At 71.1% G+C, this 24,253-nt stretch carries 22 protein-coding genes; 6 read left to right on the forward strand and 16 right to left on the reverse strand.

Annotation, left to right across the window (positions count from 1 at the left end; all coding sequences use genetic code 11):
- Positions 1-36: 36 nt before the first annotated feature.
- The gene (locus Q5425_RS02365) at positions 37-588 is read right to left on the reverse strand and encodes a GNAT family N-acetyltransferase (protein ID WP_308670381.1); all 552 of its coding nucleotides are present in this window, start codon (positions 586-588) and stop codon (positions 37-39) included.
- A gap of 99 nt (positions 589-687) precedes the next feature.
- Entirely contained in the window at positions 688-1,590 is a 903-nt protein-coding gene (locus Q5425_RS02370; protein ID WP_308670382.1) for a TetR/AcrR family transcriptional regulator C-terminal domain-containing protein, read from the reverse strand.
- 139 nt (positions 1,591-1,729) lie between these two features.
- Between Q5425_RS02370 and Q5425_RS02375 the strand changes: the two genes are divergently transcribed.
- The gene (locus Q5425_RS02375) at positions 1,730-2,467 is read left to right on the forward strand and encodes a DUF2306 domain-containing protein (protein WP_308670383.1); all 738 of its coding nucleotides are present in this window, start codon (positions 1,730-1,732) and stop codon (positions 2,465-2,467) included.
- 9 nt (positions 2,468-2,476) lie between these two features.
- Here the strand turns inward: Q5425_RS02375 and Q5425_RS02380 are convergent, their stop codons facing one another.
- The 7 genes from Q5425_RS02380 to Q5425_RS02410 form a co-directional block, all read right to left on the reverse strand.
- Positions 2,477-3,322, reverse strand: a complete 846-nt coding sequence (locus Q5425_RS02380) for a LysR family transcriptional regulator (protein ID WP_308670476.1) — start codon at positions 3,320-3,322, stop codon at positions 2,477-2,479.
- Between the two features lies 1 nt (position 3,323).
- A complete protein-coding gene (locus tag Q5425_RS02385; protein WP_308670384.1) occupies positions 3,324-3,701 on the reverse strand; it encodes a DUF427 domain-containing protein in 378 nt (125 codons plus the stop codon).
- Between the two features lie 61 nt (positions 3,702-3,762).
- Positions 3,763-4,527, reverse strand: coding sequence for an HAD family acid phosphatase (locus Q5425_RS02390; protein ID WP_308670385.1), 765 nt, complete (start codon positions 4,525-4,527; stop codon positions 3,763-3,765).
- An 81-nt stretch (positions 4,528-4,608) separates the two neighbouring features.
- Positions 4,609-5,775, reverse strand: coding sequence for a THUMP-like domain-containing protein (locus tag Q5425_RS02395; protein ID WP_308670386.1), 1,167 nt, complete (start codon positions 5,773-5,775; stop codon positions 4,609-4,611).
- Between the two features lies 1 nt (position 5,776).
- Positions 5,777-6,742 (reverse strand): class I SAM-dependent methyltransferase, encoded by a 966-nt coding sequence (locus tag Q5425_RS02400; RefSeq protein ID WP_308670387.1) that lies wholly within the window; start codon positions 6,740-6,742, stop codon positions 5,777-5,779.
- Positions 6,743-6,746: 4 nt separating this feature from the next.
- Complete coding sequence (locus Q5425_RS02405) at positions 6,747-7,526, reverse strand: enoyl-CoA hydratase-related protein (protein ID WP_308670388.1); 780 nt, start codon at positions 7,524-7,526, stop codon at positions 6,747-6,749.
- 100 nt (positions 7,527-7,626) lie between these two features.
- Positions 7,627-8,448, reverse strand: coding sequence for an ABC transporter ATP-binding protein (locus tag Q5425_RS02410; RefSeq protein WP_308670389.1), 822 nt, complete (start codon positions 8,446-8,448; stop codon positions 7,627-7,629).
- A 318-nt stretch (positions 8,449-8,766) separates the two neighbouring features.
- Here Q5425_RS02410 and Q5425_RS02415 point away from each other — a divergent pair, with 318 nt between their 5' ends.
- The gene (locus Q5425_RS02415) at positions 8,767-9,312 is read left to right on the forward strand and encodes a cysteine dioxygenase family protein (protein WP_308670390.1); all 546 of its coding nucleotides are present in this window, start codon (positions 8,767-8,769) and stop codon (positions 9,310-9,312) included.
- Positions 9,309-9,704, forward strand: a complete 396-nt coding sequence (locus tag Q5425_RS02420) for a rhodanese-like domain-containing protein (RefSeq protein WP_308670391.1) — start codon at positions 9,309-9,311, stop codon at positions 9,702-9,704. Before Q5425_RS02415 ends, Q5425_RS02420 begins: the two co-directional genes overlap by 4 nt.
- A 39-nt stretch (positions 9,705-9,743) precedes the next feature.
- On the opposite strand, the gene Q5425_RS02425 is transcribed toward Q5425_RS02420, so the two are convergent.
- A complete protein-coding gene (locus Q5425_RS02425) occupies positions 9,744-10,733 on the reverse strand; it encodes an LLM class F420-dependent oxidoreductase (RefSeq protein ID WP_308670392.1) in 990 nt (329 codons plus the stop codon).
- A gap of 209 nt (positions 10,734-10,942) precedes the next feature.
- Positions 10,943-13,471 (reverse strand): alpha-glucan family phosphorylase, encoded by a 2,529-nt coding sequence (gene glgP, locus Q5425_RS02430; protein ID WP_308670393.1) that lies wholly within the window; start codon positions 13,469-13,471, stop codon positions 10,943-10,945.
- A gap of 223 nt (positions 13,472-13,694) precedes the next feature.
- On the opposite strand from glgP, the gene Q5425_RS02435 reads away from it, so the two are divergent.
- Positions 13,695-15,128, forward strand: a complete 1,434-nt coding sequence (locus Q5425_RS02435) for a neutral zinc metallopeptidase (protein WP_308670394.1) — start codon at positions 13,695-13,697, stop codon at positions 15,126-15,128.
- A 48-nt stretch (positions 15,129-15,176) separates the two neighbouring features.
- Here Q5425_RS02435 and Q5425_RS02440 read toward each other — a convergent pair whose 3' ends face one another.
- On the reverse strand, positions 15,177-16,151 hold the full coding sequence (locus Q5425_RS02440; RefSeq protein ID WP_308670395.1) for a tetratricopeptide repeat protein: 975 nt from the start codon (positions 16,149-16,151) through the stop codon (positions 15,177-15,179).
- Between the two features lie 332 nt (positions 16,152-16,483).
- Between Q5425_RS02440 and Q5425_RS02445 the strand changes: the two genes are divergently transcribed.
- Positions 16,484-16,891, forward strand: coding sequence for a hypothetical protein (locus Q5425_RS02445; protein ID WP_308670396.1), 408 nt, complete (start codon positions 16,484-16,486; stop codon positions 16,889-16,891).
- Between the two features lie 110 nt (positions 16,892-17,001).
- On the opposite strand, the gene Q5425_RS02450 is transcribed toward Q5425_RS02445, so the two are convergent.
- Positions 17,002-17,304, reverse strand: a complete 303-nt coding sequence (locus tag Q5425_RS02450; RefSeq protein WP_308670397.1) for a thiamine-binding protein — start codon at positions 17,302-17,304, stop codon at positions 17,002-17,004.
- A gap of 79 nt (positions 17,305-17,383) precedes the next feature.
- Here Q5425_RS02450 and Q5425_RS02455 point away from each other — a divergent pair, with 79 nt between their 5' ends.
- Positions 17,384-17,884, forward strand: a complete 501-nt coding sequence (locus Q5425_RS02455) for a MarR family transcriptional regulator (protein WP_308670398.1) — start codon at positions 17,384-17,386, stop codon at positions 17,882-17,884.
- Positions 17,885-17,935: 51 nt separating this feature from the next.
- Here the strand turns inward: Q5425_RS02455 and Q5425_RS02460 are convergent, their stop codons facing one another.
- The 3 genes from Q5425_RS02460 to Q5425_RS02470 form a co-directional block, all read right to left on the reverse strand.
- The gene (locus Q5425_RS02460) at positions 17,936-18,301 is read right to left on the reverse strand and encodes a DUF3817 domain-containing protein (protein WP_308670399.1); all 366 of its coding nucleotides are present in this window, start codon (positions 18,299-18,301) and stop codon (positions 17,936-17,938) included.
- Between the two features lie 215 nt (positions 18,302-18,516).
- Positions 18,517-20,904: a GH92 family glycosyl hydrolase gene (locus Q5425_RS02465; protein WP_308670400.1), complete on the reverse strand. Its 2,388-nt coding sequence runs from the start codon at positions 20,902-20,904 to the stop codon at positions 18,517-18,519.
- Entirely contained in the window at positions 20,901-24,125 is a 3,225-nt protein-coding gene (locus Q5425_RS02470) for a GH92 family glycosyl hydrolase (RefSeq protein WP_308670401.1), read from the reverse strand. Before Q5425_RS02470 ends, Q5425_RS02465 begins: the two co-directional genes overlap by 4 nt.
- Positions 24,126-24,253: the final 128 nt, after the last annotated feature.

The raw sequence follows: 24,253 nt of genomic DNA on the forward strand, positions 1-24,253 counted from the left end.
CCCTGCCGACTGGGGCGGAGCCGGGTTGCGTGGTCGCTATTGCTGCCTGCGTGAGACGACCTGGGTGCGGCGGACGGGACGATCCAGGACCGCCCGCTGCTCCTCCCGGCCGTCCAGCGTGAACTTGCTGTGCGGCGTGAACCCGAGCTTCTCCACGACCCGCGCCGAGGCCTTGTTGACCGGTTCGTACACCGCCATCAGGCGGTCCGCCCAGCCGGATTCGAAAACCCGGTCGCGGACCGCCGTCGTCGCTTCCGTCGCGTAACCCCGGCCCCAGCCGGTGGGGGCGATCCACCAGCCCATCTCCACCGCCGGCAGGCCGAGGCCCGACTCCGTGGCGCCGCGGCGGACCAGGGACACCACGCCGTCGAAGGAACCGGGGGCCGCGGACACCGCGAACCAGCCGAAGCCGTGCTCAGCCCAGTGCGAAAGCGTCGCCTGGTGCTTGCCGAGCGTGTATTCGCGGGTCCACGGCTCGCCGGTGCCGACGTAGCGGACCGTCTCGGGAATCCGGGCGAGGGCGAACAAGTCGTCGAAGAACTCATCGGACCACGCGTGCAGCGTGAGCCGTTCCGTGGTGATCAGCACCGCAAACAGTCTAGGTGTGCGCGGTCTTCCCGTCATCGATCACCGGCTGAGCACCGCCGGCCGGGCCGCGTTTCGACGCCGGGCAGGCGCGGCCGTCCGTCAACCCTGCTGGTGTTCTCCCAGCAGCACGCCGATGCCGTCGAGCTGGCGGCGCAGCCCGAACTCGAACGCCTCGTCGAGGTCGACGTCGTCCAGTCCGGTCAGCACCTCGGCCAGCTCCGGGAACCGGCCCGACTGCAGGTACCCCAGCAGCAGGGACTGGTCCGCTTCGAGCCGCTGGTCGCCCGAGATCCCGCTCTCCTGCTCGGTCTGGACCTCGAAGGAGTTGCTCACCGCGAGGCCGCCGACCCAGCCGTTGAGCGTCATGATCACCTGCAGCTTGACCCGCCGCCGCAGGCCGGTGCCGGCCAGCGCGCGCAGCGACCAGTCGACCAGCCGCAGCCCGGACGCCACGATCGGCGGCCGGACCAGCGAGTTCAGCAGGATCGGCGCGAGCCACGGGTGACGGCGGTAGGCGCTCCACTGCGCACGGGCGGCCAGTTCGAGCCGCGGCCGCCACGGCACCGGTCCCGGCTCCGGGAGTTCCGCTTCCCCGAGCGCCGCGTCGGCCATCAGGCGGAGCAGCTCGTCCTTGTCCGGCACGTGCCGGTAGAGCGCCATCGGGCCGACGCCGACCTCGGCGGCGAGCCGCCGCATCGACAGCGCGGCGAGGCCTTCGGCGTCGGCGAGCGCGACGGCCGCGCGGACCAGACCGTCCCGGCCCAGCGGCGGCTTGACCGGTGCCCGCTCGGCCACGACCGTGCCACTGCCCGGCACCGCGCGCACCCAGCCCTGCTCGCCCAGGACGGAGAGCGCTTTCGCGGCGGTCGCCATCGCGACCCCCCAGTCGCGGACCAGCGCGCGGGTCGACGGCACGCGGTCACCGGGCCGCAGTTCACCGGCGCTGATCCGGCGCCGCAGGTCCGCCGCGATCCTCAGGTAGGGCGCCGGTTCGGCCAACATCCACCTCACACCGTTCTAGAACACTTCACCAACCAGCCTAGAACACTTCCAGGGTCCTCCCCCATTGTTCCCAGCAAGCATTGCCGACCCATCCCGCCGGTCAATACGGTCCCGATACACCGTACGAACAGGGGGATGCATGACCACGATCAAAAAGCCCGAGGCCCGGCCCGCGAAGAAGGCGTGGTGGCGCCGCCCGTGGGTGTTCCCGCTGGGGCTGCTCGTCACGGTGTTCCTGGTGTACTCGCTCCCGCCCTACCTCGGCCTGGACGCGGCGCAGTCGCGTGTTCCCGCGCCCGCCGGCGCGAGCTGGTACTACCCGGTGCTCGTGGCGCACATCGGCTTCGCGAGCATCGCGATGGTCACCTGCGCGCTGCAGATCTGGCCGTGGCTGCGGCAGCGGTACCCGGCGGTGCACCGCCGCACGGGCCGCGTGTACGTCTTCGCCGGGGCGATCCCGGCGTCGATCGCCGGGTTCTTCGTGGCCCTCGGCGCGGCGTTCGGCCCGATCGGCGCGGTGTCGACGGTGCTGCTCTCGCTGCTCTGGTTCGGCTTCACCGTGCAGGGCTACCGGATGGCGCGGGCCCGGCGCTTCGGCGACCACCGGCGCTGGATGATCCGCAGCTTCGCGCTGTGCATGTCGATCATCAGCAACCGGATCTGGGGCATCGTGTGGTTCCTGGTGTTCACCCCGCAGCTGGAGACGACGTTCGGCGGCAGCGAACCGGCCATGGTCCAGGCGATCGCCGGGATCACCACGTGGACCGGCTGGGTACTGCCGCTGCTGCTCGCCGAATGGTGGCTGGAGCGGGGCCGGGGACGCCGCCGCGCGCCGGCCCCGGGCCCTGCGGACCGCGCGCCGGCGTCGACGACGTAGAACACGAAGTCACCAGCGGGCGGCGTCGGCCAGCAGCGCGTCCCGCACCGCCGCGGGACCCGGGCGGCACGGCTCCGTCCGGGTGACCGCGAAGAGCGTGTTGATCGGCGGCTCCTCCGGCTCCAGCAACACCACCAGCTCCCCCGAAGCCAGCTCGGCCGCGCACAGGTACCGCGGCAGCACGCTGACGCCGAAGCCCGCCAGCACGCACACCAGGACTCCGCGCAGGTCGGGGACGACCACCGCGGGACCCGCCGGTGGACGCGCGCCCAGCACCGACCGCCAGTAGCGGCGGATGATCGGCAGGTCCTCGGCGTACGCCACCAGTGGCGCCGTCTTCGGGTCGCCGGTGAAGCCGCGGGCGCCGACCAGGACGAACTCCTCGTCGGTCAGCGGGGTGGCCGTGAAGCCGCGGCCGCGGGGGCGGATCGTCGAGACCACCAGGTCGAACCGCCGCTGCGCCAGGCCGGCCAGGAGGTCCTCGGCCAGGCCGAACGTCACGCGCAGCCGGAGGCCGGAGGCGACCAGGCCCGCCAGTGCGGGCAGGACCCGCGCGGTCGTCAGCTCGGCCGGTCCGGCCAGGTGCACCGGTGCGGCGAAGACGTCGGCCTCACCGACGGTCAGCGCAGCCAGCGCGTCGATGTGCGGGGCGATCCGGGCGGCCAGTTCGTCGGCGATCGTCGTCGGGGTCACGCCGCGGGCGCGCCGGACGAACAGCTGCCGGCCGAGCTGCTCCTCCAGGGCTCTGACCTGCGCGGTCACCGTCGGCTGGGACAGACCCAGTGACGGTGCCGCGCCGGTCAGCGAGCCCGCGCGGTGGACGGCCAGGAACGTGCGCAGCAGGTCGAGGTCCAGCTCAGTCCTCGACCAGCTCGATCGAGTCCACCACGTTCGGGTAGAACGCGACGTGGTCCTTGATCGGCGCGACCGCGTCGTACGGCTTCTCGTACGTCCAGATCGCGTTCTCGGCCTTCACCTCGCCGGCGTTGAGGCTGTAGTAGCTGCTCTCGCCCTTGTACGGGCAGTACGTCTCGTGGTCGGTCCGCTCCAGCACGCTGAAGTCGACGTCCTCCCGCGGGATGTACTGGACGGCCGGGTAGGTCGATTCCTGCAGGGTGAGCGCGTTGCGGCTGTCGGCGACGACGCGTCCACCCGCCTTGACCACCACGCGGGCCTTCGTCGGCTCGACGGTGATCGGGTGGTCCGGGCCCGGCTGCAGAACCTTCTTCGCCATGTCAGCTCCCTTGAATCCGTGTATGGGGAGCAGCACGCCGGGCCCGGTGGTTATTCCGCGATCAGGGCAGGTAGTACATCGGGTTCGGCAGCTTCACCGGGCGCAGTGCGTAGCCGCCTTCGAGGTCGCTGAACTGGTCGCCGAGGTTGAGCACGATCTTCGCGCCGGTCGCCTCGATGTGCGCCCGCGTGCCCGACTTGTACTGGACCGTGGTGCAGGTCAGGCCGCACGGCAGGTAGGCGGGAGCCGTGGTCTTCGGCTTGAAGAACGCGCCGGCCGGGGCGGGGTAGCCCTCGTCGGCGAGGTTCTTCAGCGACTGCGGGCCCTGGAACTCGTTGCGGCCGGTCAGGAAGTAGACCTGGACGCCGTGCTGCGCCGCCCAGTTGGCCAGCTCCAGCACCGGCTTGTTGGCGACGAACGTGCCGTTGTCGATGGCCTGCTGCTGCTTGACCGGGTCGAAGCCGAAGTCGTTGTCGGCTTCCCAGCCGTAGGTGATCTCGGACGTGTCGTCGACGTCCAGCACCACCGCCGGGTTCTTCACCCGGCCCAGCTGCCGCTGCAGGAAGCGCTTCGCGTCCGAGACGATCCGGCTGGTGTCCTTCACGAACCGGCTGGTGTCGGAGTAGTGGTGCTTGCCCGCGGCGTCGACGTAGTCGCCGTAGTACGCCTTGACGTCCAGCTTGACCTGGCCGATGTTGGCCGGCTCCGTCGAGCGGGCCGCGGTCGATTCGTCCGATCCGGCCAGCGCGGTGGCGCCCGAAGCGACGGTGGCACCGATTGCCGCGGCGGCGGCGAGCTTGACGAGACCTGACCATTTCTTCGACACGGCGACCCTCCGGTGGTGACTTGGCGACCGGGGGAACCTACGTCACGGTCACCTGGAGTTCCACCCCTCGAAAGTTTCCGTTCACGTGATTCTTTCGGCACGGCACAGGAACGCCACGGGCGACCGCCCGATCCGCGTCAGCACCACCGACGCCTCGGCGCCGCCACGCGGTTTCAGCCGCCGCCGCAGCGCGTCCGGGTCGACGTCCAGGCCCCGCACCAGGATTTCCAGCCGCCCGACGTCGTGTCGCTTGAGGACGGCCTTCAGCGCCTTCTCGGTGTACGGCCCGTGTTCCAGGACCCGGAAGGCCCGCACGCCCGGTGGCGGCGTGTGCCCGGTCAGGTACGCGATGCGTTCGTCCAGCTGCCACAACCCGTGCCGCGCCGCGTAGTGGCGGACCAGCCCGGCCCGCACGACGGCACCGTCGGGGTCGACGATCCACTCCCCCGGTTCACGCGTGGGCAGTTCGTCCGGTTCGGCGTCGGTGACCGTCCACTGTGTCCCATCCGAACGCAGCACGGTCGCCCGGCGGGTGACGCCGGTACCCAGCCCCCGCCAGAGGCAGGATTCGCGCACCTGGCCGTCCAGGGACACCAGCTCGACCTCGTCCGCCCACGGCGTCAGCGCAAAATCGAGGCCGGGCGCGCACTTGATCGCCAGCGGACGCCCCGGGCAGGCCTCGACCAGCCCGTCCAAGGGCGGGGCGAAGTCGGCGGGTTTCCACGCCCGGCGGCCGGCGGAATCCCGGCGGGCCGGATCGGCAACGACGACACCGGAGCGGCTGACCGGACGCAGTGCGTCGGCGCGCGCGAGTCCGAACGCGACACCCGCGGCAAGCCCGTTGTGGCGGGCCATTTCGAGCCGGACGGGGTCCACATCGGACCCCAAAGCGGACCGGGCCACCCTGGCGATCTCGACGAGGTCCGCGCCGACCGAGCAGGTGACGTCGTGGACATCGAGCCCGGCGAAGCGGGCGGCCCGGTGCCGCGCCACGATCGACGCACTCGCCTGCTGGAGCGCGTCGGCGGTGAACAGCCAGTCCACACCGGACAGCTTGCCGACGGCTTTCCGCCGCAGCAGCACGGTTTCCAGGACGGCGGCCGCGTGCTCCGCACCGGCGACGCGACGCACCGCGGCAACGGAAGCGATCCGGTCGGTCAGCGGCAGCGCCGAGACCTCGGCGAGCGCCGCCGTACCCGCGTCGGACCGCAGGTAGGCGACGTCGCCGAGGCTGAACGAATAACCCAACTCAGGACGGCCGTTTGGTCCCGGTGATCATGACGTTGTAGAACAGCTCGCGCGGCAGGATCTTCGCCAGGACCTTCTTGTCCACGGCGGACAGCCGCAGCCACAGGTGGTAGGCGAACAGCCGCCAGCGCACGGTGAGCTTCTCCGCGGGCACCGCGGCCTCGAACGTCCGGATCGGCCAGCCGGCCAGTGCGGCGGCGAACTCCTCGGTGACCGCGCGGACGTCCTGGGCGCCGGCCCCGCGGGCCCACGACTCCAGCTCCGACGGGTCGAAGGTGTGGATGTCGACGACGGCTTCGAGCGCGGCGGCGCGCGAGGACTCGTCGAGTTCCTCCTGCGGACGGCGCCAGCCGCTCAGCGCGGGCAGCTTCGTCACGCGGGTCGTCAGGAACCAGGTGAACTGGCCGAGCTTGCGGGCGTAGAAGTCGCCGACCTTGGTCGGTTCGCCGGCGAAGACGAACCGGCCGCCCGGCTTGAGCACGCGCAGCACCTCGCGGAACGCCGCCTGGACGTCCGGGATGTGGTGCAGCACCGCGTGCCCGACCACCAGGTCGAACGTGTTGTCCTCGTACGGGATGCGCTCGGCGTCGGCGACCCGGCCGTCGACGTCGAGGCCGAGCTTCTCGGCGTTGCGCAGCGCGACCTGCACCATGCCGGGCGAGAGGTCGGTGACCGAGCCCTTCTTGGCGACGCCGCCCTGCATCAGGTTCAGCAGGAAGAAGCCGGTGCCGCTGCCCAGCTCCATCGCGTGCTGGTAGGGCTGGCCGTCGTCGCCCGCGACGGCGTTGAACACGTCGGTGGCGTAGGAGATGCAGCGCTCGTCGTACGAGATCGACCACTTCTCGTCGTAGGTGCCGGCTTCCCAGTCGTGGTACAGCACGTTCGCCAGCTTGGGGTCGGCGTAGGCGGCCTGGACCTCTTCGGCGGTGGCGTGCGGGTGGGGCGCCGGGTCGTTCACGTCGGTCAAGGCGTCATTTCCCTTCGAAAGTGGCCTTGCCGGGCCCGTTTTCGATGAACGACTTCATGCCGTTCTGCTGGTCTTCGGTCGCCCAGAGCGCGGCGAACAGGTGCGACTCGAGCTTGAGCCCGTTCGCCAGGTCGGTGTCGAGGCCGCCGTCGATGGCCGCCTTCGCCGCGCGCAGCGCGACCGCGGGACCGTTCGCGAACTGGGCCGCCCACTTGTGCGCGGCCGCGTAGACGTCGTCCGGGGCGACGACCTGGTCCACGATCCCCAGCTGCAGGGCCTCTTCGGCCTTGACGAACCGTCCGGTGTAGACGATGTCCTTGGTCTTGCTCGGCCCGATCAGCCGGGCGAGACGCTGGGTGCCGCCCGCGCCGGGGATGACGCCGAGCTGGATCTCGGGCTGGCCGACCTTGACGTTGTCGCCGGCGATCCGGCGGTCCGCGGTCAGGGCCAGCTCGAGGCCGCCGCCGAGGGCGTACCCGGTGATGGCCGCGACGACCGGCTTCGGGATGTTCGCGATGGCCGCGAGGGTGCCGGTGAGGGTGGCGCCGAACTTCGCGATCTCCGGGTAGGTGCGGGTGGCCATCTCCTTGATGTCCGCGCCGCCGGCGAAGGTCTTCTCACCGCCGTAGAGGATCACCGCGCGGACGTCGTCACGCTCGGAGACCTCCTTCGCCAGCTCGGCGAGCTCGGCGGTGACCTGGGCGTTCAGGGCGTTGACCGGCGGCCGGTCGAGCCGGATCGTGCCGACCCCGTCCTTGACCTCCAGCGATACGAACTCTCCCACGCCCATCCTCCTCGTTGACGAACTGTCAACAACGGCACTTTCACGTGAAAGTGCCGTTCTTGACGCCCTGCCAGCACCCTACCGGCCGGTAAGCGACAGCTTAGCGACGACGGGCGAAGAAGCGATCCCCGGAACGCTCGAGCACGAGGTCCTGGTCGAACGTCTTCGACAGGTTTTCGCTGGTGATGACGTCGTCGACCAGGCCGGAGACCACGGCGTGGCCGTCGCGGAGGAGCAGCGCGTGGGTGAACCCCGGCGGGATCTCCTCGACGTGGTGGGTGACCAGCACGAGCGCCGGGGCGTCCGGGTCGAGCGCCAGCGCGGACAGCCGGGCGACCAGGTCCTCGCGGCCACCGAGGTCGAGGCCGGCGGCCGGCTCGTCGAGCAGCAGCATCTCCGGGTCGGTCATCAGCGACCGGGCGATCAGCGCGCGCTTGCGCTCACCCTCGGACAGGGTGCCGAAGGTGCGGTCCGCCAGGTGCCCGATGCCCATCGCGTCCAGCAGCTCGGTCGCGCGGGCGGTGTCGAGGGTGTCGTATTCCTCACGCCAGCGGCCGAGCACCGCGTAGCCGGCGCTGACCACGACGTCCTTGACGAGTTCGTCGCCGGGGACGCGCTGGGCGATGGCCGCCGAAGTGAAGCCGATGCGCGGGCGCAGGTCGAAGATGTTGACCCGGCCGATCCGCTCGCCGAGCAGGTCGACCTCGCCCGTGGTGGGGTGCAGCTCGGCCGCGGCGAGGCGCAGCAGGGTGGTCTTGCCCGCGCCGTTCGGCCCGAGCACCACCCAGCGCTCGTCCAGTTCCACGGCCCAGTCGAGGCCGGCGAGGAGGTCGTTGGTCCCCCGGCGGACGCCGACACCGGCCATCCGGACCACGAGGTCGTCAAGTTCGCTGGGCTGGATCGGCTCGCTCACGAGGCCCATTCTGTCTGCCGTCGCGCGCGCGTGCGCACCCGCCCGGGCGAGACGGTGAACACGCAGGTCGGCGGTGTCCACGAGGTGGAACACCGCGGTCCGCGGCGACCGGGTGTGGCACGATCGGCAGCATGTCCGCCGACGCGCCCGCCACCGGAGTCACCCGGGGCTCGTTCTGGCGCCGTCGCACCATCGACCTGCTCCTCGTCGCTTCGGCCGGGTGTACGCGGGCGCGGCTCCGCTGATCCCTCGCGTCCTCTTGTGACGCGTGCGGTGTCGCGCTGTTCCGGCGTCCGATTCCCTTTCGCGTTGCGAGGAGCACCCGCGTTGACCACGTCCCTGGTTCGTCCGCCCGTCGAGATCCACCCGCAGCTGACCGACCCGCTGCTGCCCGAGCTGCTGCACCCGTCGCGGCTGCTCTGGACGCCGCGCGAGCTGGCCGAGCTGACCACGACCGTCGCCACCGAGCTGACCGCGGGCCTGCGGGGCGTCCTGCGGTTCGACGAAGACCGCCGCTGGTGGGCGCGGCTGGCGCTGACCGACGGCGTCGAGCTGTGGCTGCTGTCGTGGCTGCCCGGCCAGCACACGAAGCCGCACGACCACGGCGGCGCGTCCGGGTCGTTCACCGTCGTGCAGGGCGAACTCGGCGAGGAGTACCGCTACCCCGGCGGCCCGGTCCGGCGCCGGACGCACGTCGCCGGCCAGGGCCTGGGCTTCGGCGCCGGCCGCGCCCACCAGGTCACCGGCCTCGGCGACCAGCCGGCGGCCAGCGTCCACGCTTACTCACCGCCGCTGGTGGCGACACGCGAGTACACCTCGCTCGCCGACGTTCCGGCGGAAATCCCGCCGCTGCCCGCTATCGTCCGGTCATGAGCGCCGTCGATTCACTGCTGACCTCCGCGCGGTCCGGCCTGGACCGGGTCACCCCGGCCCGGGCCCGCGAATTGCAGGAGGCGGGGGCGCTGCTGGTCGACATCCGGCCGCTGGCGAACCGCCAGGCCGAAGGCGAGATCCCCGGCGCGGTGATCGTCGAGCGGATCCACCTGGAGTGGCGGCTGGCCCCGGACAGCGAGTGGCGGCTGCCTTCGGTGACCGGGGACTCGACGGTGATCGTGGTGTGCAACGAGGGTTATTCGTCGAGCCTGGCGGCGGCCGACCTGCAGCGGCTGGGCCTGCGCCACGCGACCGACCTCGACGGCGGGTTCCGCGCCTGGGCTGCCGCCGGCCTGCCCGTGCAGACCGGCGGCAGCCCGGCGGTGCCTTAGCAGCCCCCGTTTTCCACGCTACCGGGGAGAACCGACAGTTCAGCCGGCCAACGCCGGGGCGACGTGCTCGGTGAACAGGTCGATGCCGGCGCGGTCGTACGCGGCTTCCGGGAAGTTCAGGATCGCGTACGACATGCCGCGCCTGCCCAGCGCGGCGAGGTGCTCGGCGACCTGCTCCGGCGTGCCGACCGTCGGGCCGCTCGCGAAGGTGGCGATCGCCCGCTCGGCCTCCTCCTCCGGGACGTACTTCGCGTAGTGCGCCCTCAGCCAGGCCACCTTCTCCTGGACGTCCTTCTCGGTCTCGCCGAGGACGACGCTGACGTTGCCCGAGCGCACGATCGCGTCGAAGTCGGTGCCGACGTCCTTGCAGTGCGCCGCGAGGATCTCCGACTTGCGCGTGAACGTCTCCGGCTCGGGGTAGAAGTTCGTGTAGCGCGCGTACTTCGCGGCGATCCGGAGCGTCTTCTTCTCGCCGCCGCCGGCGATCCACAGCGGGATGCCGCCCTCCTGCGGCGGCAGCGGCCGCAGGATCGCCCCATCGGTCTGGTAGTGCTTCCCGTCCAAAGTAGACGTACCGGTGGTCCAGAGGTCCCGCATGATGCGGACGCCTTCGTCGAGCTGGCCGAGCCGCTCGCCGGCGGACGGGAAGCCGTAGCCGTAGGCCCGCCACTCGTGCTCGTACCAGCCGGCACCGATGCCCATTTCGACCCGGCCGCCGGAGATGAGGTCGGCGGTCGCGGCGACCTTCGCCAGGTAGGCAGGGTTGCGGTAGCCCATGCAGGTGCACATCTGCCCGAGCCGGATGGTGTCGGTCGAGGCGGCGAACGCCGAGATCAGCGACCACGCCTCGTGCGTGGCCTCCTCGGTCGGGACCGGCACGGTGTGGAAGTGGTCGTAGACCCAGATCGATTCGAAGGGCCCGGCCTCCGCGTGTTTCGCGAGGCCGAGCATGGTCTTCCAGTGGTCCGCGGGAGCGATGCCGGCCAGGTCCAGCCGCCAGCCCTGCGGGACGAACATTCCGAAGCGCATGCCTACAACTTAGCTTCGCTCAGCGTTGCGCGCGGCGTGATTTCCGGGCTGGAGCAGCTCCAGGCCGGCGTGGCCGGCCGACCTGGCGTGGACCGGCGCAGTACCGCGACGAGCTGCGCCAGGAGCCGGCGGCCCACCGGAAACGCCTGGGCGCACCGGAGCGCTCAGTCCGCTTCCGCGCCGTCGCCGCCCGGGCGCGGGTGATGACCTCAGGCCAGGACGACCCGCGCCAGCTCCGCGGGCGTCGCCAGCAGACCGTGCCTCGGCAGGACCCGGACCGTGTACCCGATCGCTCCCGGGCGCGGCAGCTTCACCCGGGCCGCGAACGCGCCGATGCCGTCGGCCGTCATCGGGACCGTCACCGCGTCGTGCAGCTCGTCGTCGTCGCCGACGCGGCCGACCACCGCCTGGATGTCCACTTCGGACGGCTCGAGGCTCGCCAGGTCGATGCGGGCCCTGATCGTCACCTCGGTGCCCACCACCAGCGGCTCGGTCGCCTCCACCAGCAGCTCCGAGTCGAAGATCCGCACCCGCGGCCACGACACCTCGAGCTTCGTGCGGTAGTCCGCCAGCGACAGCGCGCCGCGATAGCCGTCGCCGGTCGCCGCCGCGACCGTGCGGGAGGCCGGGAGGTAGCCGTTGTCGACGTACTCGCGGACCATCCGGGACGCCTGGACGCGCGGGCCGAGGGTTTCCAGCGTGTGCCACACCATCGACAGCCAGCCGGTGGGCACGCCGCCGTCGGAGCGGTCGTAGAACAGCGGCGCGATCTGCTGGCCGAGCAGCTCGTACAGCGCCGCGGCCTCCAGGTCGTCGCGGCGCAGCGGGTCGGTGACGCCGTCCGCGGTCGGGATCGCCCAGCCGTTGCTGCCGTCGTAGCACTCGTCCCACCAGCCGTCGCGGATGGACAGGTTGAGGCCGCCGTTCAAGGCCGACTTCATCCCCGACGTGCCGCACGCCTCCAGCGGCCGCACCGGGTTGTTCAGCCACACGTCGCAGCCGCGGTAGAGGTAGCGCGCCATCGACATGTCGTAGTCGGGCAGGAAGACGATCCGGTGCCGCACGTCCGCGCCGTCGACGAACCGGACGATCTGCTGGATCAGCTGCTTGCCGTTCTCGTCGGCCGGGTGCGACTTGCCGGCCACGACCACCTGGATCGGCCGCTCCTCGTGCAGCAGCAGCGTGCGCAGGCGCTCCGGGTCGCGCAGCATCAGCGTCAGGCGCTTGTACGTCGGGACGCGGCGGGCGAACCCGACGGTCAGCACGTCCGGGTCGAAGACCGAGTCCACCCAGCCCAGCTCCAGCGGCGACGCGCCGCGCTGCAGCCACGCCGCCCGCACCCGGCGCCGGACCTCGTGCACCAGCTTCTCGCGCAGCTCGCGCCGCAGCTCCCACAGCTGGGCGTCGGAAACGCCGTCGCGCAACGGCCCCTCGCCGACGTCGAGGCCCCACTCGCGGCCGAGCAGCGTGCTCAGCTCGCGCGCCACCCACGTCGGGCCGTGGACGCCGTTCGTCACCGACGAGATCGGCACCTCGTCGTGGTCGAAGCCGGGCCACAGCCGGGAGAACATCTTCCGGGTGACGCGTCCGTGCAGCTGGGACACGCCGTTCGCGCGCTGCGCCAGCCGCAGGCCCATGTGCGCCATGTTGAACAGGCCGGGGTTGTCCTCGGCGCCGAGGGCGAGCACCCGCCGCGGGTCGATGTCGGGCACCAGGCGGCCGTCGTTGAAGTAGCGCTGCACCAGGTCCACCGGGAACCGGTCGATGCCCGCGCTGACCGGGGTGTGCGTGGTGAACAGCGTCCCGGCCCGGACCGCCGGCATGGCCTCGTCGAACGCGAGGCCGTCGGCCTGGACGATCTCGCGGGCGCGTTCGAGGCCCAGGAAGCCCGCGTGGCCCTCGTTCGTGTGGAACACCATCGGCTGCGGGTGCCCGGTCAGCTCGCAGTACTTCCGCACCGCGCGGAACCCGCCGATGCCGGCCAGGATCTCCTGCCGCAGCCGGTGGTCGGCGTCACCGCCGTAGAGGCGGTCGGTGACGCCGCGCAGGTCTTCGTCGTTGGCCTCGGTGTCGGTGTCCAGCAGCAGCAGCGGCACGCGGCCGACGCGGGCCTGCCAGATCTGCGCGCACAGGTCGCGCCCGCCGGGCATGGCGACGCCGATCAGCACCGGCCGCCCGCCGGCGGTCAGCAGCTCCAGGGGGAACGCGTTCGGGTCGATCACCGGGTAGTGCTCGACCTGCCAGCCGTCGAGCGACAGCGACTGCCGGAAGTAGCCGTTGCGGTAGAGCAGCCCGACGCCGACCATCGGCACGCCCAGGTCGGACGCGGCCTTGAGGTGGTCGCCGGCCAGCACGCCGAGGCCGCCGGAGTAGTTCGGCAGCGCTTCGGTGACGCCGAACTCCATCGAGAAGTAGGCGACCGCGGGCGGCAGTTCGGGGTCTTCGCGGCGCTGGTACCAGCGCGGCTCGGACAGGTACTTCTCCAGGTCCTCGGCCGCGGCGCGGGCGCGGGCGAGGAAGCCGTCGTCGACGGCGAGCTCGTCGAGCCGGGCCGGCGGCAGCGCGGTGAGCATCCGCAGCGGGTCGCGCACGGCGTTGAAGAGCTCGGCGTCCATCGACGCGAAGAGGTCGCGCGTCGGCGGGTGCCACGTCCAGCGCAGGTTGGTGGCCAGCGCGCCGAGGCCGGAAAGGGACTCCGGGAGGCTGGCGCGGACGGTGAACCGGCGGACTGCACGCATGGGAAGCGACGATATCGGGCCGTGGCCCGCCCTGCGCAGGGAGTGAGGCTTGTTCTGGTCAGGCCGCCGCGCCCCGCCCGCACACCGCCGATCAGCGCGAAAGTCATGCGGCGGCCGACGGCTGAACAAGTCTCATCAGTTCGGGGATAACGTGCACGCTCCGCGAATGCCCTGGGTAGGGTCCTGCCCGTCGGTACGGGTGGGGACGAGAGCGAGTGAACAGATGATCCCAGGGGGAGGGCGGCGCGCGCTGGTCGCGTTGCTGGCCGTCGCGGCCGTGGCCGTGAGCGGCTGCAACGACAAGGGCGGCGCGAGCGGGGACCCGGCCAAGGACACCGGCGCGGGCTCGGTCTCCGGGCTGCCGGTGACGCACTTCGAGAGCGGCCTCAAGCCGGACGCGCCGACACCGAAACTGGACGTCCGCAACGCCGACGGCGGCGAGGACGACAAGCTCGCCACCGCGGCGATCGACGACGTCCAGACCTACTGGGGCGAGATGCTGCCGGCCAACTTCGGCGAGCAGTTCGAGCCGGTCAAGTCCCTGCTGTCCTACGACGCGCAGAGCGACACCGAAGAGACCGGCTGCGGCAGCGTGAAGAAGCTCGTGAACGCGTTCTACTGCCCGGTCGACGACTCGGTGGCGTGGGACCGCGGCGTGCTGCTGCCGATGCTGCGCCAGCGGTTCGGCCCGATGTCGGTGGTCGTGGTGCTCGCGCACGAGTTCGGCCACGCCGTGCAGTACCGGCTCGGCGACAAGGCGGGGATCGCCAAGAGCACCCCGACCGTGGTCAAGGAGCAGCAGGCCGACTGCTTCGCCGGCGGCTACTTCCGCTGGGTCGCCGAGGACAAGAGCAAGTACTACCGCGTGTCGACGTCCGAGGGCCTGAACCAGGTGATGGCGTCGATGTTCCTGATCCGCGACCAGGCGGGCACCAGCGCCGCCGACAAGGGCGCGCACGGAACGGCGTTCGACCGCACCTACGCGTTCCAGACCGGGTTCGAGAAGGGCCCGAAGGAGTGCGCGGCGATGAACACCGAGAACGTCAAGGCGCGGCTCACCGAGCGCCCGTTCGACCGGGGTGACAAGGGCAAGGGCGACGCGAAGTTCACCGCCCAGACCGTCGAGCTGCTGAAGAAGAGCCTCGACGAGGCGTTCAAGGGCGCCGGGGTGGCCGCGCCGGAGATCACCGACGGCGGCAGCTGCCAGACCACGCCGCCGGCGTCGTACTGCCCGGACGACAACACCGTCAGCATCGACCTGACCAAGCTGGCCCAGCTCGCCCAGCCGATCGACCGCGAGGCCGAGATGAAGGGCGAGGACCCGGGCGGCATGGGCGACTTCGCGGCGTTCTCGGAGGTCGCGGCGCGGTACGCGCTGGGCATCCAGAAGGGTGTCGGCGCGTCGATCGACAACGCCAACGCGGGCCTGCGCACGGCCTGCCTGGTGGGTGCGTGGGCGGCGTTCACCAACCGCCCCGGCGACCTGCGCCTCTCGGCGGGCGACCTCGACGAGGCCATCGCGGACCTGCTGCAGCCGGAGAGCCTGGTCTCGGCGGACGTCAACGGCAAGCGCCCGGACAGCGGTTTCGACCGGGTCGAGGCGCTGCGTCGCGGGTACCTCGAGGGCTCGTCGGTCTGCTCCAAGCAGTACGCCTAGCTTCATGAAAAAGGCCCCCACCGCGGTGGGGGCCTTTTTCGTGCGTTCCTAGAAGAGGGCGCTCGCGAGGTCGCGCCGGGCCTTCATGACCCGGTCGTCGGCCGGGTCGAACAGGTCGAACAGGGCCACCAGGTGCTCACGGACCCGGTTGCGGTCCTCACCCGCGGTGCGGCGGACCGCGTCGATCAGGCGCTTGAAGCCCGCCTCGACGTCGTTCTCCGCGATGTCCAGGTCGGCCGCGTCGAGCTGGGCCGCCAGGTCGGACGGGTCGGCGTCGGCCTTCGCGCGCGCCTCCGGGTCCGCGCTTTCGGCGCGGGCGGTGAACTTGACCTGGGCCAGGGCGTTCTTCGCCAGCTCGTTGGCCGGTTCGACGTCGAGGATGCGCTCGTAGGCGGCCTGCGCCGCGGCGAAGTCACCCCGCTCGAAGGCCTCTTCCGCCTCGGTGAAGCGCGGGTCTTCCGGCTCCTCGGCCAGGCCGCCCGCCGCCTCCGCGTCGCGGATCCCCGGCAGCTTGTCGCGCAGGGCGTCGAGCAGCGCGTTGATCCACTTGCGGATCTCGGGCTCGGGCAGGGCGCCGGAGAAGGCGTCGACCGGCTGGCCGCCGGCGATGGCGACGATCGTCGGGATGGACTGCGCGCCGAACAGCTGCGCGATCCGCGGGTTGGCGTCGACGTCGACCTTCGCCACGACCCACGCGCCACCGGACTCGGCGGCCATCCGCTCCAGGACCGGGGACAGCTGCTTGCACGGGCCGCACCACTCGGCCCACAGGTCCACGACCACGAGCTGGTGCAGGGACCGCTCCACGACCTCGGCCTGGAAGGTGGCCTCGGTGACATCGATCACGGCATCGCCCGGCGCGGACCGCGGCGGCGGCCCCTCGCCACCGGCCGGGCCGGCGGACGGGGCCGGCTGCCTCTGCGCCGCTTCGGCGCGGGCCTTGAGCGCGGACAGGTCGACCGCGCCGGAAAGGGCGGCGGACAAGGCCGCTGACTTCGCTGCAGATCCGCGTGGTTGTGTCACGGTTCCATCCTGGCACGGGCGCCGGAGAAGTTTCACCGGGTGGTCGGCCGTCGCGGCGGTCCGGCTTGCTCGACCGCCGGTTCCGGGGCGGCCTTGGCGTCAAGTCGAGGTTTCGCCGGGTGCCCGGCAGCTGCGGCGGTCCGGCTTGCTCGGCCCCCTTCGGGAGGGCGAGCTCCGGTCTCGACAGCCGGGGGCGCGGGGGCCCGGGTTCTGAAGCCGCGGGCAGCTCGGCGGGCGGAATCCGGCGGGTGCGCGAGCCCACGCGCCGGTTTCGGGGCTCGTCCCGGCCCGTCCGCTTGGCAGGACGGCACCGCTGGGGCAGGCTCGGCCGGGTGCACATCCGGCGTGACGTGAAGGTGGGTCTCTCGATCGCCGCCGCCGTGGTCTGGATCGGCGCGGTGACGCTGCTCATCGTGCACGAACCGGACCCGGGCGCGGCCTCGCCCGGCGAACTGCGCGACAAGCTCGCCGCCGCGCTCACCGGCCACGACGCCGACGCCTTCGCCGGCCTCCTCGACTACCCCGGCTCGGGCGGCGACGACTTCGCGAAGGACTACGTCTCGGTGCTCGCCGACCGCGGCGCCCACGACGTGCGCGTCGAGCTCGGCCCCGACGCCGGCTCACCGACCCGCGCGACCGTCTCCGGGGCCCTCGGCGACGGCAAGCCGTTCAGCTACCCCCTGGCGGTGACGAGCGAAGACGGCCGCTGGACGGTCGCCTTCACCCCGCCCCTCCCCTAGCCCCCAGCGCCCCAAGCGCCCCAATGTGGCGTTCGGTGCGTCCAACGCACCGAACGCCACATTGGGTGCGCTGGACGCAACCAACGCCACATTGGGGCGCTCGGCACAGGTCAGGAGTCGCGGAGGTGGGCCTCGATCCGCTCCACCTTCGCTTCGAGCTGGTCGGAAAAGCCCGGCCGGATGTCCGCCTTCAGCACCAGGCCGACGCGGGCCGAGCCCTCGCCGGCGGCCTCGACCGCGCGCTTGACGACGTCCATCACCTCGTCCCACTCGCCCTCGATGTTCGTGAACATCGCGTTGGTCGAATTGGGGAGCCCGGATTCACGGACCACCTTCACCGCACGGGCGACGGCTTCGCTCACCCCGCCGTCGGGGTCCCCGCCGGACGGGCTCACGCTGAACGCGACGATCATGCTCGGAAGTCCCTTCTTCGGTGGTCATTTCCGCCAGTCGTGCGACACCCGCCGGTACCCGCTGGTAACTTCGCGTGTCATGAACCGTCCGCTGCCGTTCGACCCGATCGCCCGCGCGGCCAGGATCTGGGAGGACCGGATCGGGCCCTCCGGGACCATGGCCGCGGTGACCGGGGTGATGCGGGTCCAGCAGATCATCCAGTCCGCGGTGGACGGCGCGCTCAAGCCGCACGGCCTGACCTTCGCCCGGTACGAAGCGCTGGTGCTGCTCACCTTCGCCCGCAGCGCCAGCCTGCCGATGCGGGTGATGGGCGAGCGGCTCCAGCTGCACCCCACCAGTGTCACCAACATAGTGGACCGCCTGGAGCGCGACGGGCTCGTGAAGCGGGTTCCGCACCCGACCGACCGCCGCACGACGCTGGTGGAGATCACCGACGAGGGCCGGGCGCGCCGCGAGGCCGCGACCGAAGCCGTCACCGCCATCGACTTCGGGCTGAGCGGGCTGACCGAGCGGCAGACCGAGCAGCTGACCGACCTGCTGACGAAGGTGCGCCGCGCCGCCGGGGACTTCAGCGAGTGAACGGAAAGGGCCCGCACTCGGCGAGCGCGGGCCCTTTCTCACATACCGGGATCAGACGGCGACCGGTTCCTTCGCCTGGAACAGGCCGACACCGCCGTGGGACAGCCGCTGCGGGCCGTCGAGCTTGCCGTTGCGCAGCGCCCACTTCTCGAACAGCCACGTGAACAGCGGCGGGATGCTGGCCAGCAGGGCCAGCACCAGCGTCTTCGGGCGCCAGCCGAGCGGCTTCGCCACGGACAGGGAGATCACCACGTAGAGGACGAAGACCACGCCGTGCACCATGCCGAGGACGGGCACGCCGCCCTCGCCGGAGGAGTGGACGACGTACTTGAGGAACATCCCGACCAGCAGCGCGGCCCACGAGAGAGCTTCGGCTACTGCGGCCACGCGGAACGCATAAGCGGCCTTGCTGGACACTTCTTCCTCCTGTGGGGTCTCACCACTTTGGTCTCACACACGAAAACGCCCGACGTGCACCGTCCAAGGCGGACTGCCTGGTACGTCAACGGCGATGTCGGACGTGGTGATACCCAGTGTGAGGCGTGACGGCCCTCACGGGAACACCGGGGCCCGTGACGATGCTCACGGCCGTGGTCCACTGTGGTCTGAACCACGGCCGTGAGCGCCGGTCGCTACCCCGCGCAGGGCGAGGGCGGAGCGGACGACGGTGACGTCGCCCACGTCGCCTTCGCGGCGTCGGTGGTGAGGGTGAAGTCCAGCGTGGCGCCGCGTTTCAGCTGATCGAAGCCGACGTAAACGCGGTCACTGGCCTTCGAGCCGACCTTCAGGCCGGAGACGTACTGCAGCTTCGCCCCGTCCGCGCCGGGCGCCTGGATCCTGATGTCCTTCCCGTTCTCCAGGTGCACCACGGACTTCGCGAACCGCGGAGTGTTCAGCACGAAGTTCCCAGTCCCTGGGACGGCGGGATAGAGCCCCAGCGCGCTGAAGACGTACCAGGCCGACATGGTGCCCAGGTCGTCGTTCCCGGTGACGCCGTTGGGCGCGTTCGTGAACAGCGTGTGCGCGGACCGCACGACCGTGGACGTCTTCGCCGGCTGCCCGGTGAGCGCGTACATCCACGGCGAGTGCAGGTCGGGCTCGTTGTTCGGGTTGTAGCGGAACTGGTCGTAGTAGTCGTACGGGCCGACGACCCAGTTCTCGCGGACCGCCTTCGCCGGGTCCTTCACCAGTTCGTCGTAGGCGAAGAAGTCGTCGAGGCGCTTGCCGGTGGCCGCGGGGCCGCCCATCCGCTGCACCAGGCCGGGCACGTCCTGCTGCACCAGCCACTGGTACTGCCAGGCCGTGCCCTCGTGGAAGCCGTCCTGGCTCTGCGGGCTGTACGGCTTGTCCGCGGGTGAGAACCACGCGCCGCCGTGGACCTTAGGCCGGAAGAAGCCGGTGAAGCCCCGATCGGCCTGGGTGGAGTCCCACAGCGTCCGGTAGGTCCGGCCCTTCGCCGCCAACGCCGCCGCGTCGTCCTTCTTGCCGAGCGCGGCCGCCATCACCGACAGCGAACAGTCACCGAGCGCGTACTCCAAGGTGGCCGACGCGCCGTGGTTCGGATCGGTGTCCTGGCCCTTCTTCGGGAAGTCCGGGTCGTACTGGACGAACCCGTCCTGCTGGTAGCTGGCGTTGCCGGAGCGGCCCTGGAACGGCGACGACGCCGGCGGGATCTCCCGCGAGTTCTGCAGCAAGGCGTCGTACGCGCGCAGCTCGTTGCCCGACAACGCACCGAAGCGCCAGAGGTCCACCAGGAACGGGGTGACCGGGTCGCCGGTCATCGTGTTCGTCTCCTGGCTCGCGTACGCCCACCGCGGCAGCCAGCCGCCCTGGTCGTGGATCGCCAGGATGCTCTTCGCGATGTCCCGCGCCCGTCCCGGCCGCAGCAGCGCCAGGAGCTGGTTCTGCGTGCGGTAGGTGTCCCACAGCGAGAAGAAGTCGTAGTAGGTCCACCCGACCGCGCGGTGGATCTTCTTGTCGAAGCCGTAGTAGCGGCCGTCGGCGTCGTTCGCGGTCAGCGGCTGCAGCAGCGCGTGGTAGAGCGAGGTGTAGAAGACCGTGCGATCGTCGGGTGTCCCGCCCTTGATGTCCACAGAGGACAACTCGCGTCGCCAGCTGCGCTGGGCGTCGGCCTTCGCCGAGTCGAACGAGCGGATGTGCTCCGAGGCCAGGTTCACGCGCGCGCCCTGCGCGTCCACCTGGGAGATCGCGGTGGTGGCGGTGACCTGGCCGCCGCCGCCGAAGGTCAGCCACGCACCCCGCAGGCCCGCACCGCCTTCGGAGGAGCGCGAGCCCGGCGTGCCGCCGGTCGGCGACCACGTGCCGAACGCCTTGAACGGCTTGTCGAACTTCGTCGTGAAGTACGTCGTGTAGGCCTTGCCGCCGCAGAACGCCTGCGACTCCACGGTGCCCTCGACGGTCCGGTCGTCGACGACGCGGATGCTGCTGCCCGTCACCGGTTCCTTGTCGTTGGCCTGCCCGACGTTGACGAAGACGTTGGCGTCACCCGGCTTCGTGAAGGTGTACCGCTCGGCACCCGCCCGCGTCGCCGCGGTCGTCTCGACGTCGACGCCGCCGTAGCCGGTCAGGCGGACCTTGTAGTAGCCGGGCTTGCCGACTTCGCCGTCATGGGTGAACGGCGAGGCGTACTGCTTCTGGTCGAATGTCACAGCCGCCCTCGTGTCGAACGCCTTGCCGGGCCCCACTTCCCCGGTCGTCGGCAACGTCGAGACCAGGCCGCCCTGCTCCCAGCAGCCCGCACCGGACAGGAAGAAGTGCCCGAACCCGCGGATCGCGGTGTCGGTGTAGCGGTAGCCGGCGTAGTGCGAGGTGATCGGGCTGACCTGCGTCATCCCGAACGGCGCCGAAGCGCCCGGGAAGGTGTTGCCCTCGTCCTGCGTGCCGATGAACGTGTTGACGGCGTCCAGCGCGTCGCCGCCGGCCGCGGCGGCGACGGTGGGACTGACCACCGTCGCCGCCGCGGCGAGCGTCAGTGCGCTCGCCAGGACCTTGCGCCTCATGCGCCGATGCCGATCGCGAACACGTGCAGTGCGCCGCCGCTGACGTTGTCCGGCAGCGTCACGCTGGCCACGGTCTTGCCCGCGTCCAGGGTGATCGGGTTGGTGCCGAACACCATCGTCCGGATCTGCTGCGGGTCGCTGCCCGAAGCGTTGCGGTACGGCGTCGACAGGACGATGCGGTTGCCGAACGACGGCTGGGCGCCGCCGCCACCGAGGGTCCAGTCGGAGAACCCGATGGTCGCGGTGGACTTGCTGCCGTCGGTGTAGGTGACGGTCAGCGTGCCCGAGGCGTTGCCGTTGGACGCCGAGCCGAGCAGCGCGAGCCGCCCGGAGCCGGTGACGTTCACCGTCTGGCCGCCGGCGACCACGTTGTCCGGGTCCCCGGCCGGGAACGCCGGCCAGGTGAACTTGATGCCGTCACTGGTCACCGTGCCGCCCGGGGTGGCGCCGGCCGCGGCGAGGGCCTCGGCCGAGTAGCTCCAGCCGCCGCCGTCGAAGTTGGCCGCACCGGAGTTCGCGTCCGGGGAGATGCCGGCGTTGTTCACCGTGGCCAGCCAGCTGTTCGGCTGGGCCACGAGCACCGTGAGCACGGCCTGCGACGAGGCCAGGCCGGGCGCGGAGAACGTCACCGGGATGCGGCGGGCGCCGTCGGCCAGCCCCGCGGGGACCGAAACCGTCAGCTCCGCCTGCGCCTTGCCCGCGGCGGGCACCGCGATGGTGCCCGTCGACGGCGTCAGCGTGATCCCGTCGACGCTGCCCGCGCTGTAGGTCCAGGTCCGGGCGGTGCCCGACAGGTCCTGGACGCCCACGGAAGCCTTCGACGTCGACCCCGCGGGCGTCACCGCCCGCGCCGGGTCCACGAAGGACAGGCTCGGCTTCTCCTGCTCGCGGAACGACGGCGGCGCGTCGGCCGGCGCGCTGCCCCACGCGGTCGCCGTGGCGGAGCGGGTGTAGTCGAGCGTGCCACCGCCGGAGATCAGGCCCTCCGGCAGCCACGCCTTCGCGGCCGCACCGCCGTTGACCTTCAGGCTGCCCACGTAGTCGCCGGTGCCCGGGGCGTTGATCGTGATCTTCTTGCCCGCGCCGGTGGTGAGCACGGCGTGCTCGAAGCGCGGGGTGACCAGCAGCGTCTCGGCGCGGCCCGGGATCTCCGGGTAGATGCCGAGCGCGGACCACACGTACCAGGCCGACATCTGGCCGAGGTCGTCGTTGCCGATCAGGCCCTCGGGACGAGGGTTGTACAGGTCGTCCATCGAACGGTGCACGATCGCCTGGGTCTTGGCCGGCGCGCCCGCGTACGAGTAGACGTAGGGCGCGTTGGAGTTCGGCTCGTTGCCCATGAAGGCGTACGGCTCCTGCGTGCCCGCGTTCAGCTGGGTGAAGAAGGTGTCCAGCCGGGACTGGGTCGCGGTGTTCCCGCCGAACGCCGTCACGACGCCGCCGAGGTCGTAGGGCACCATCCACTCGTACTGCGCGCCGTTGCCCTCGACCCAGCCCTGCGAGCTGGCCGGGTCGTAGGTGCCGGCGAACGAGCCGTCCGCGTTGCGCGGCTGCAGGTGCCCGGTGCCCGGGTTGTAGAGGTTCTGCCAGTTCTGGGCGCGCTTCATGAACGTCGTGTACGTCGCGCTGTCGCCGAGCCGCTTCGCGAACTGGGCGATGGAGAAGTCGGCGCTGGTGTATTCCAGGGTGTCCGCGCCGGCGCCCGGCACGTAACCGAGCTTCTGGTAGTCGTCCAGGCCCGGCCGCTCGGTGTAGCCCTGCGTCGGCTGGGTCGCGCCCTTGATCATGAGCAGCAACGCCTTCTGGGCGTCGAAGTCCCGCGCCCCGAACGCGTACGCGCTGGAGACGATGATGTGGTACGGGTCGCCGTTCATGACGCCGGTGTAGTCGTTCGCGACCGTCCAGCGGTCCCACGAGCCGCCCTGTTCGGCGTAGGCCATCATCGACCGGACGATGTCCGACGTCTCGTGCGGCGCGATCGTCGCCAGCAGCGGGACCTCCGAGCGGTAGATGTCCCAGCCGGAGAAGTTCGTGTACATCGCGTGGTTCTTGTCGGCCGTGTGGATCCGGCCGTCGAAGCCGATGTACTGCCCGTTCGCGTCGGAGAACACGTTGGGCTGGATCAGCGAGTGGTACAGCGACGTGTAGAACGTCGTCAGGTCCGCGTCGGAACCACCGGTGACGGCGATCTTGCCGAGCTGGTCGTTCCACGCCTTCCGCGCGCCCGCCGCCACGGTGTCGAAGGACTTCTTCGTGTTCTCGGCCTTGAGGTTGGCCTTCGCGCCGTCGACGGACACAAAGGACAGTCCGACCTGGACGTTCACCTGGGCACCGTTGAGGTTCGCGAAGGTGACGTACCCGCCGCTGCCCGGGCCGCTGACGGTGGTGTTCTGCGGCGCGGCCTTGGCCGGGCGCGCGATCGAGGCGTCGACGCCGTTGGGCTGCGCGACCTTCGCCTTGGCGCCGCCGGTTTCGGCGGCCTTGTTCGGCGTCACGGCGCCGTTCTTCCAGGTGCCGATCGACTCGAACGGCGTGTCGAACTTCGCCGAGAAGTAGACGCGGTAGCTGTTCCGGGCCCCGCAGAAGCGGCCGCTCGCGGCCCAGCCGCTGATGGTGTCCTTGCCGATGGTGATCGACGCGTCGTCGGTGCCGTTGACCGAGCCGGACGTGTTGACCAGCAGCGTCGAGGACGCGCCCGCCGGGTAGGTCAGCCGCGCCGAGCCGGTGCGCTGGGTCGCGCTGAGCTCGACCTTCGCTCCGCTGTCGAGGGTCACGTCGTAGGCGCCCGCGGTCGCGTGTTCGTTGGCGTGCGAGAACTTCGACGTGTAGTGGGCCGGGTCGGTCGCCGGGGAAGTCGTCACTTCACCGACATAAGGGATGAACGGGATGTCCTGATAGGTCGAACAGCCGGCGCCGGAAAGGTGCGTCAGGCTGAACCCGGTCAAGGCGTTGTCGTCGTAGAAGTAGCCGCCGGGCTGGGATTTCACCGTGTCCGGGCTCCACTGGACCATGCCGAACGGCGCGACCGCGCCCGGGAACGTGTTGCCGGCACCGCCCCCGGTGCCGTGGTCGGCGCCACCGGGCCGGGTGCCGACGAAGGGGTTGACCCACTTCGCGAAATCCGTGCCGGTAGCCGCGGCAGCGGGCACAGCGGGAGCCACCGCTGCGGTCACCGCCAGTGTCAAAAAGGTCAAACCGGCTCTGAAGCGCAATCGCGCCATGGCCATCGCCTTTCACCTCGTCAGCGCGACCAGAAACGGTGTGTCATGACAACCTTGTCGCGCAGTCGGTCGAACCGGGCCACCTTGGGCAGCGGTTCACCGGATCGTCAAGGGGTCCCGTCAAGACC

Source organism: Amycolatopsis sp. A133 (genome assembly GCF_031082405.1).
GTDB lineage: Bacteria > Actinomycetota > Actinomycetes > Mycobacteriales > Pseudonocardiaceae > Amycolatopsis.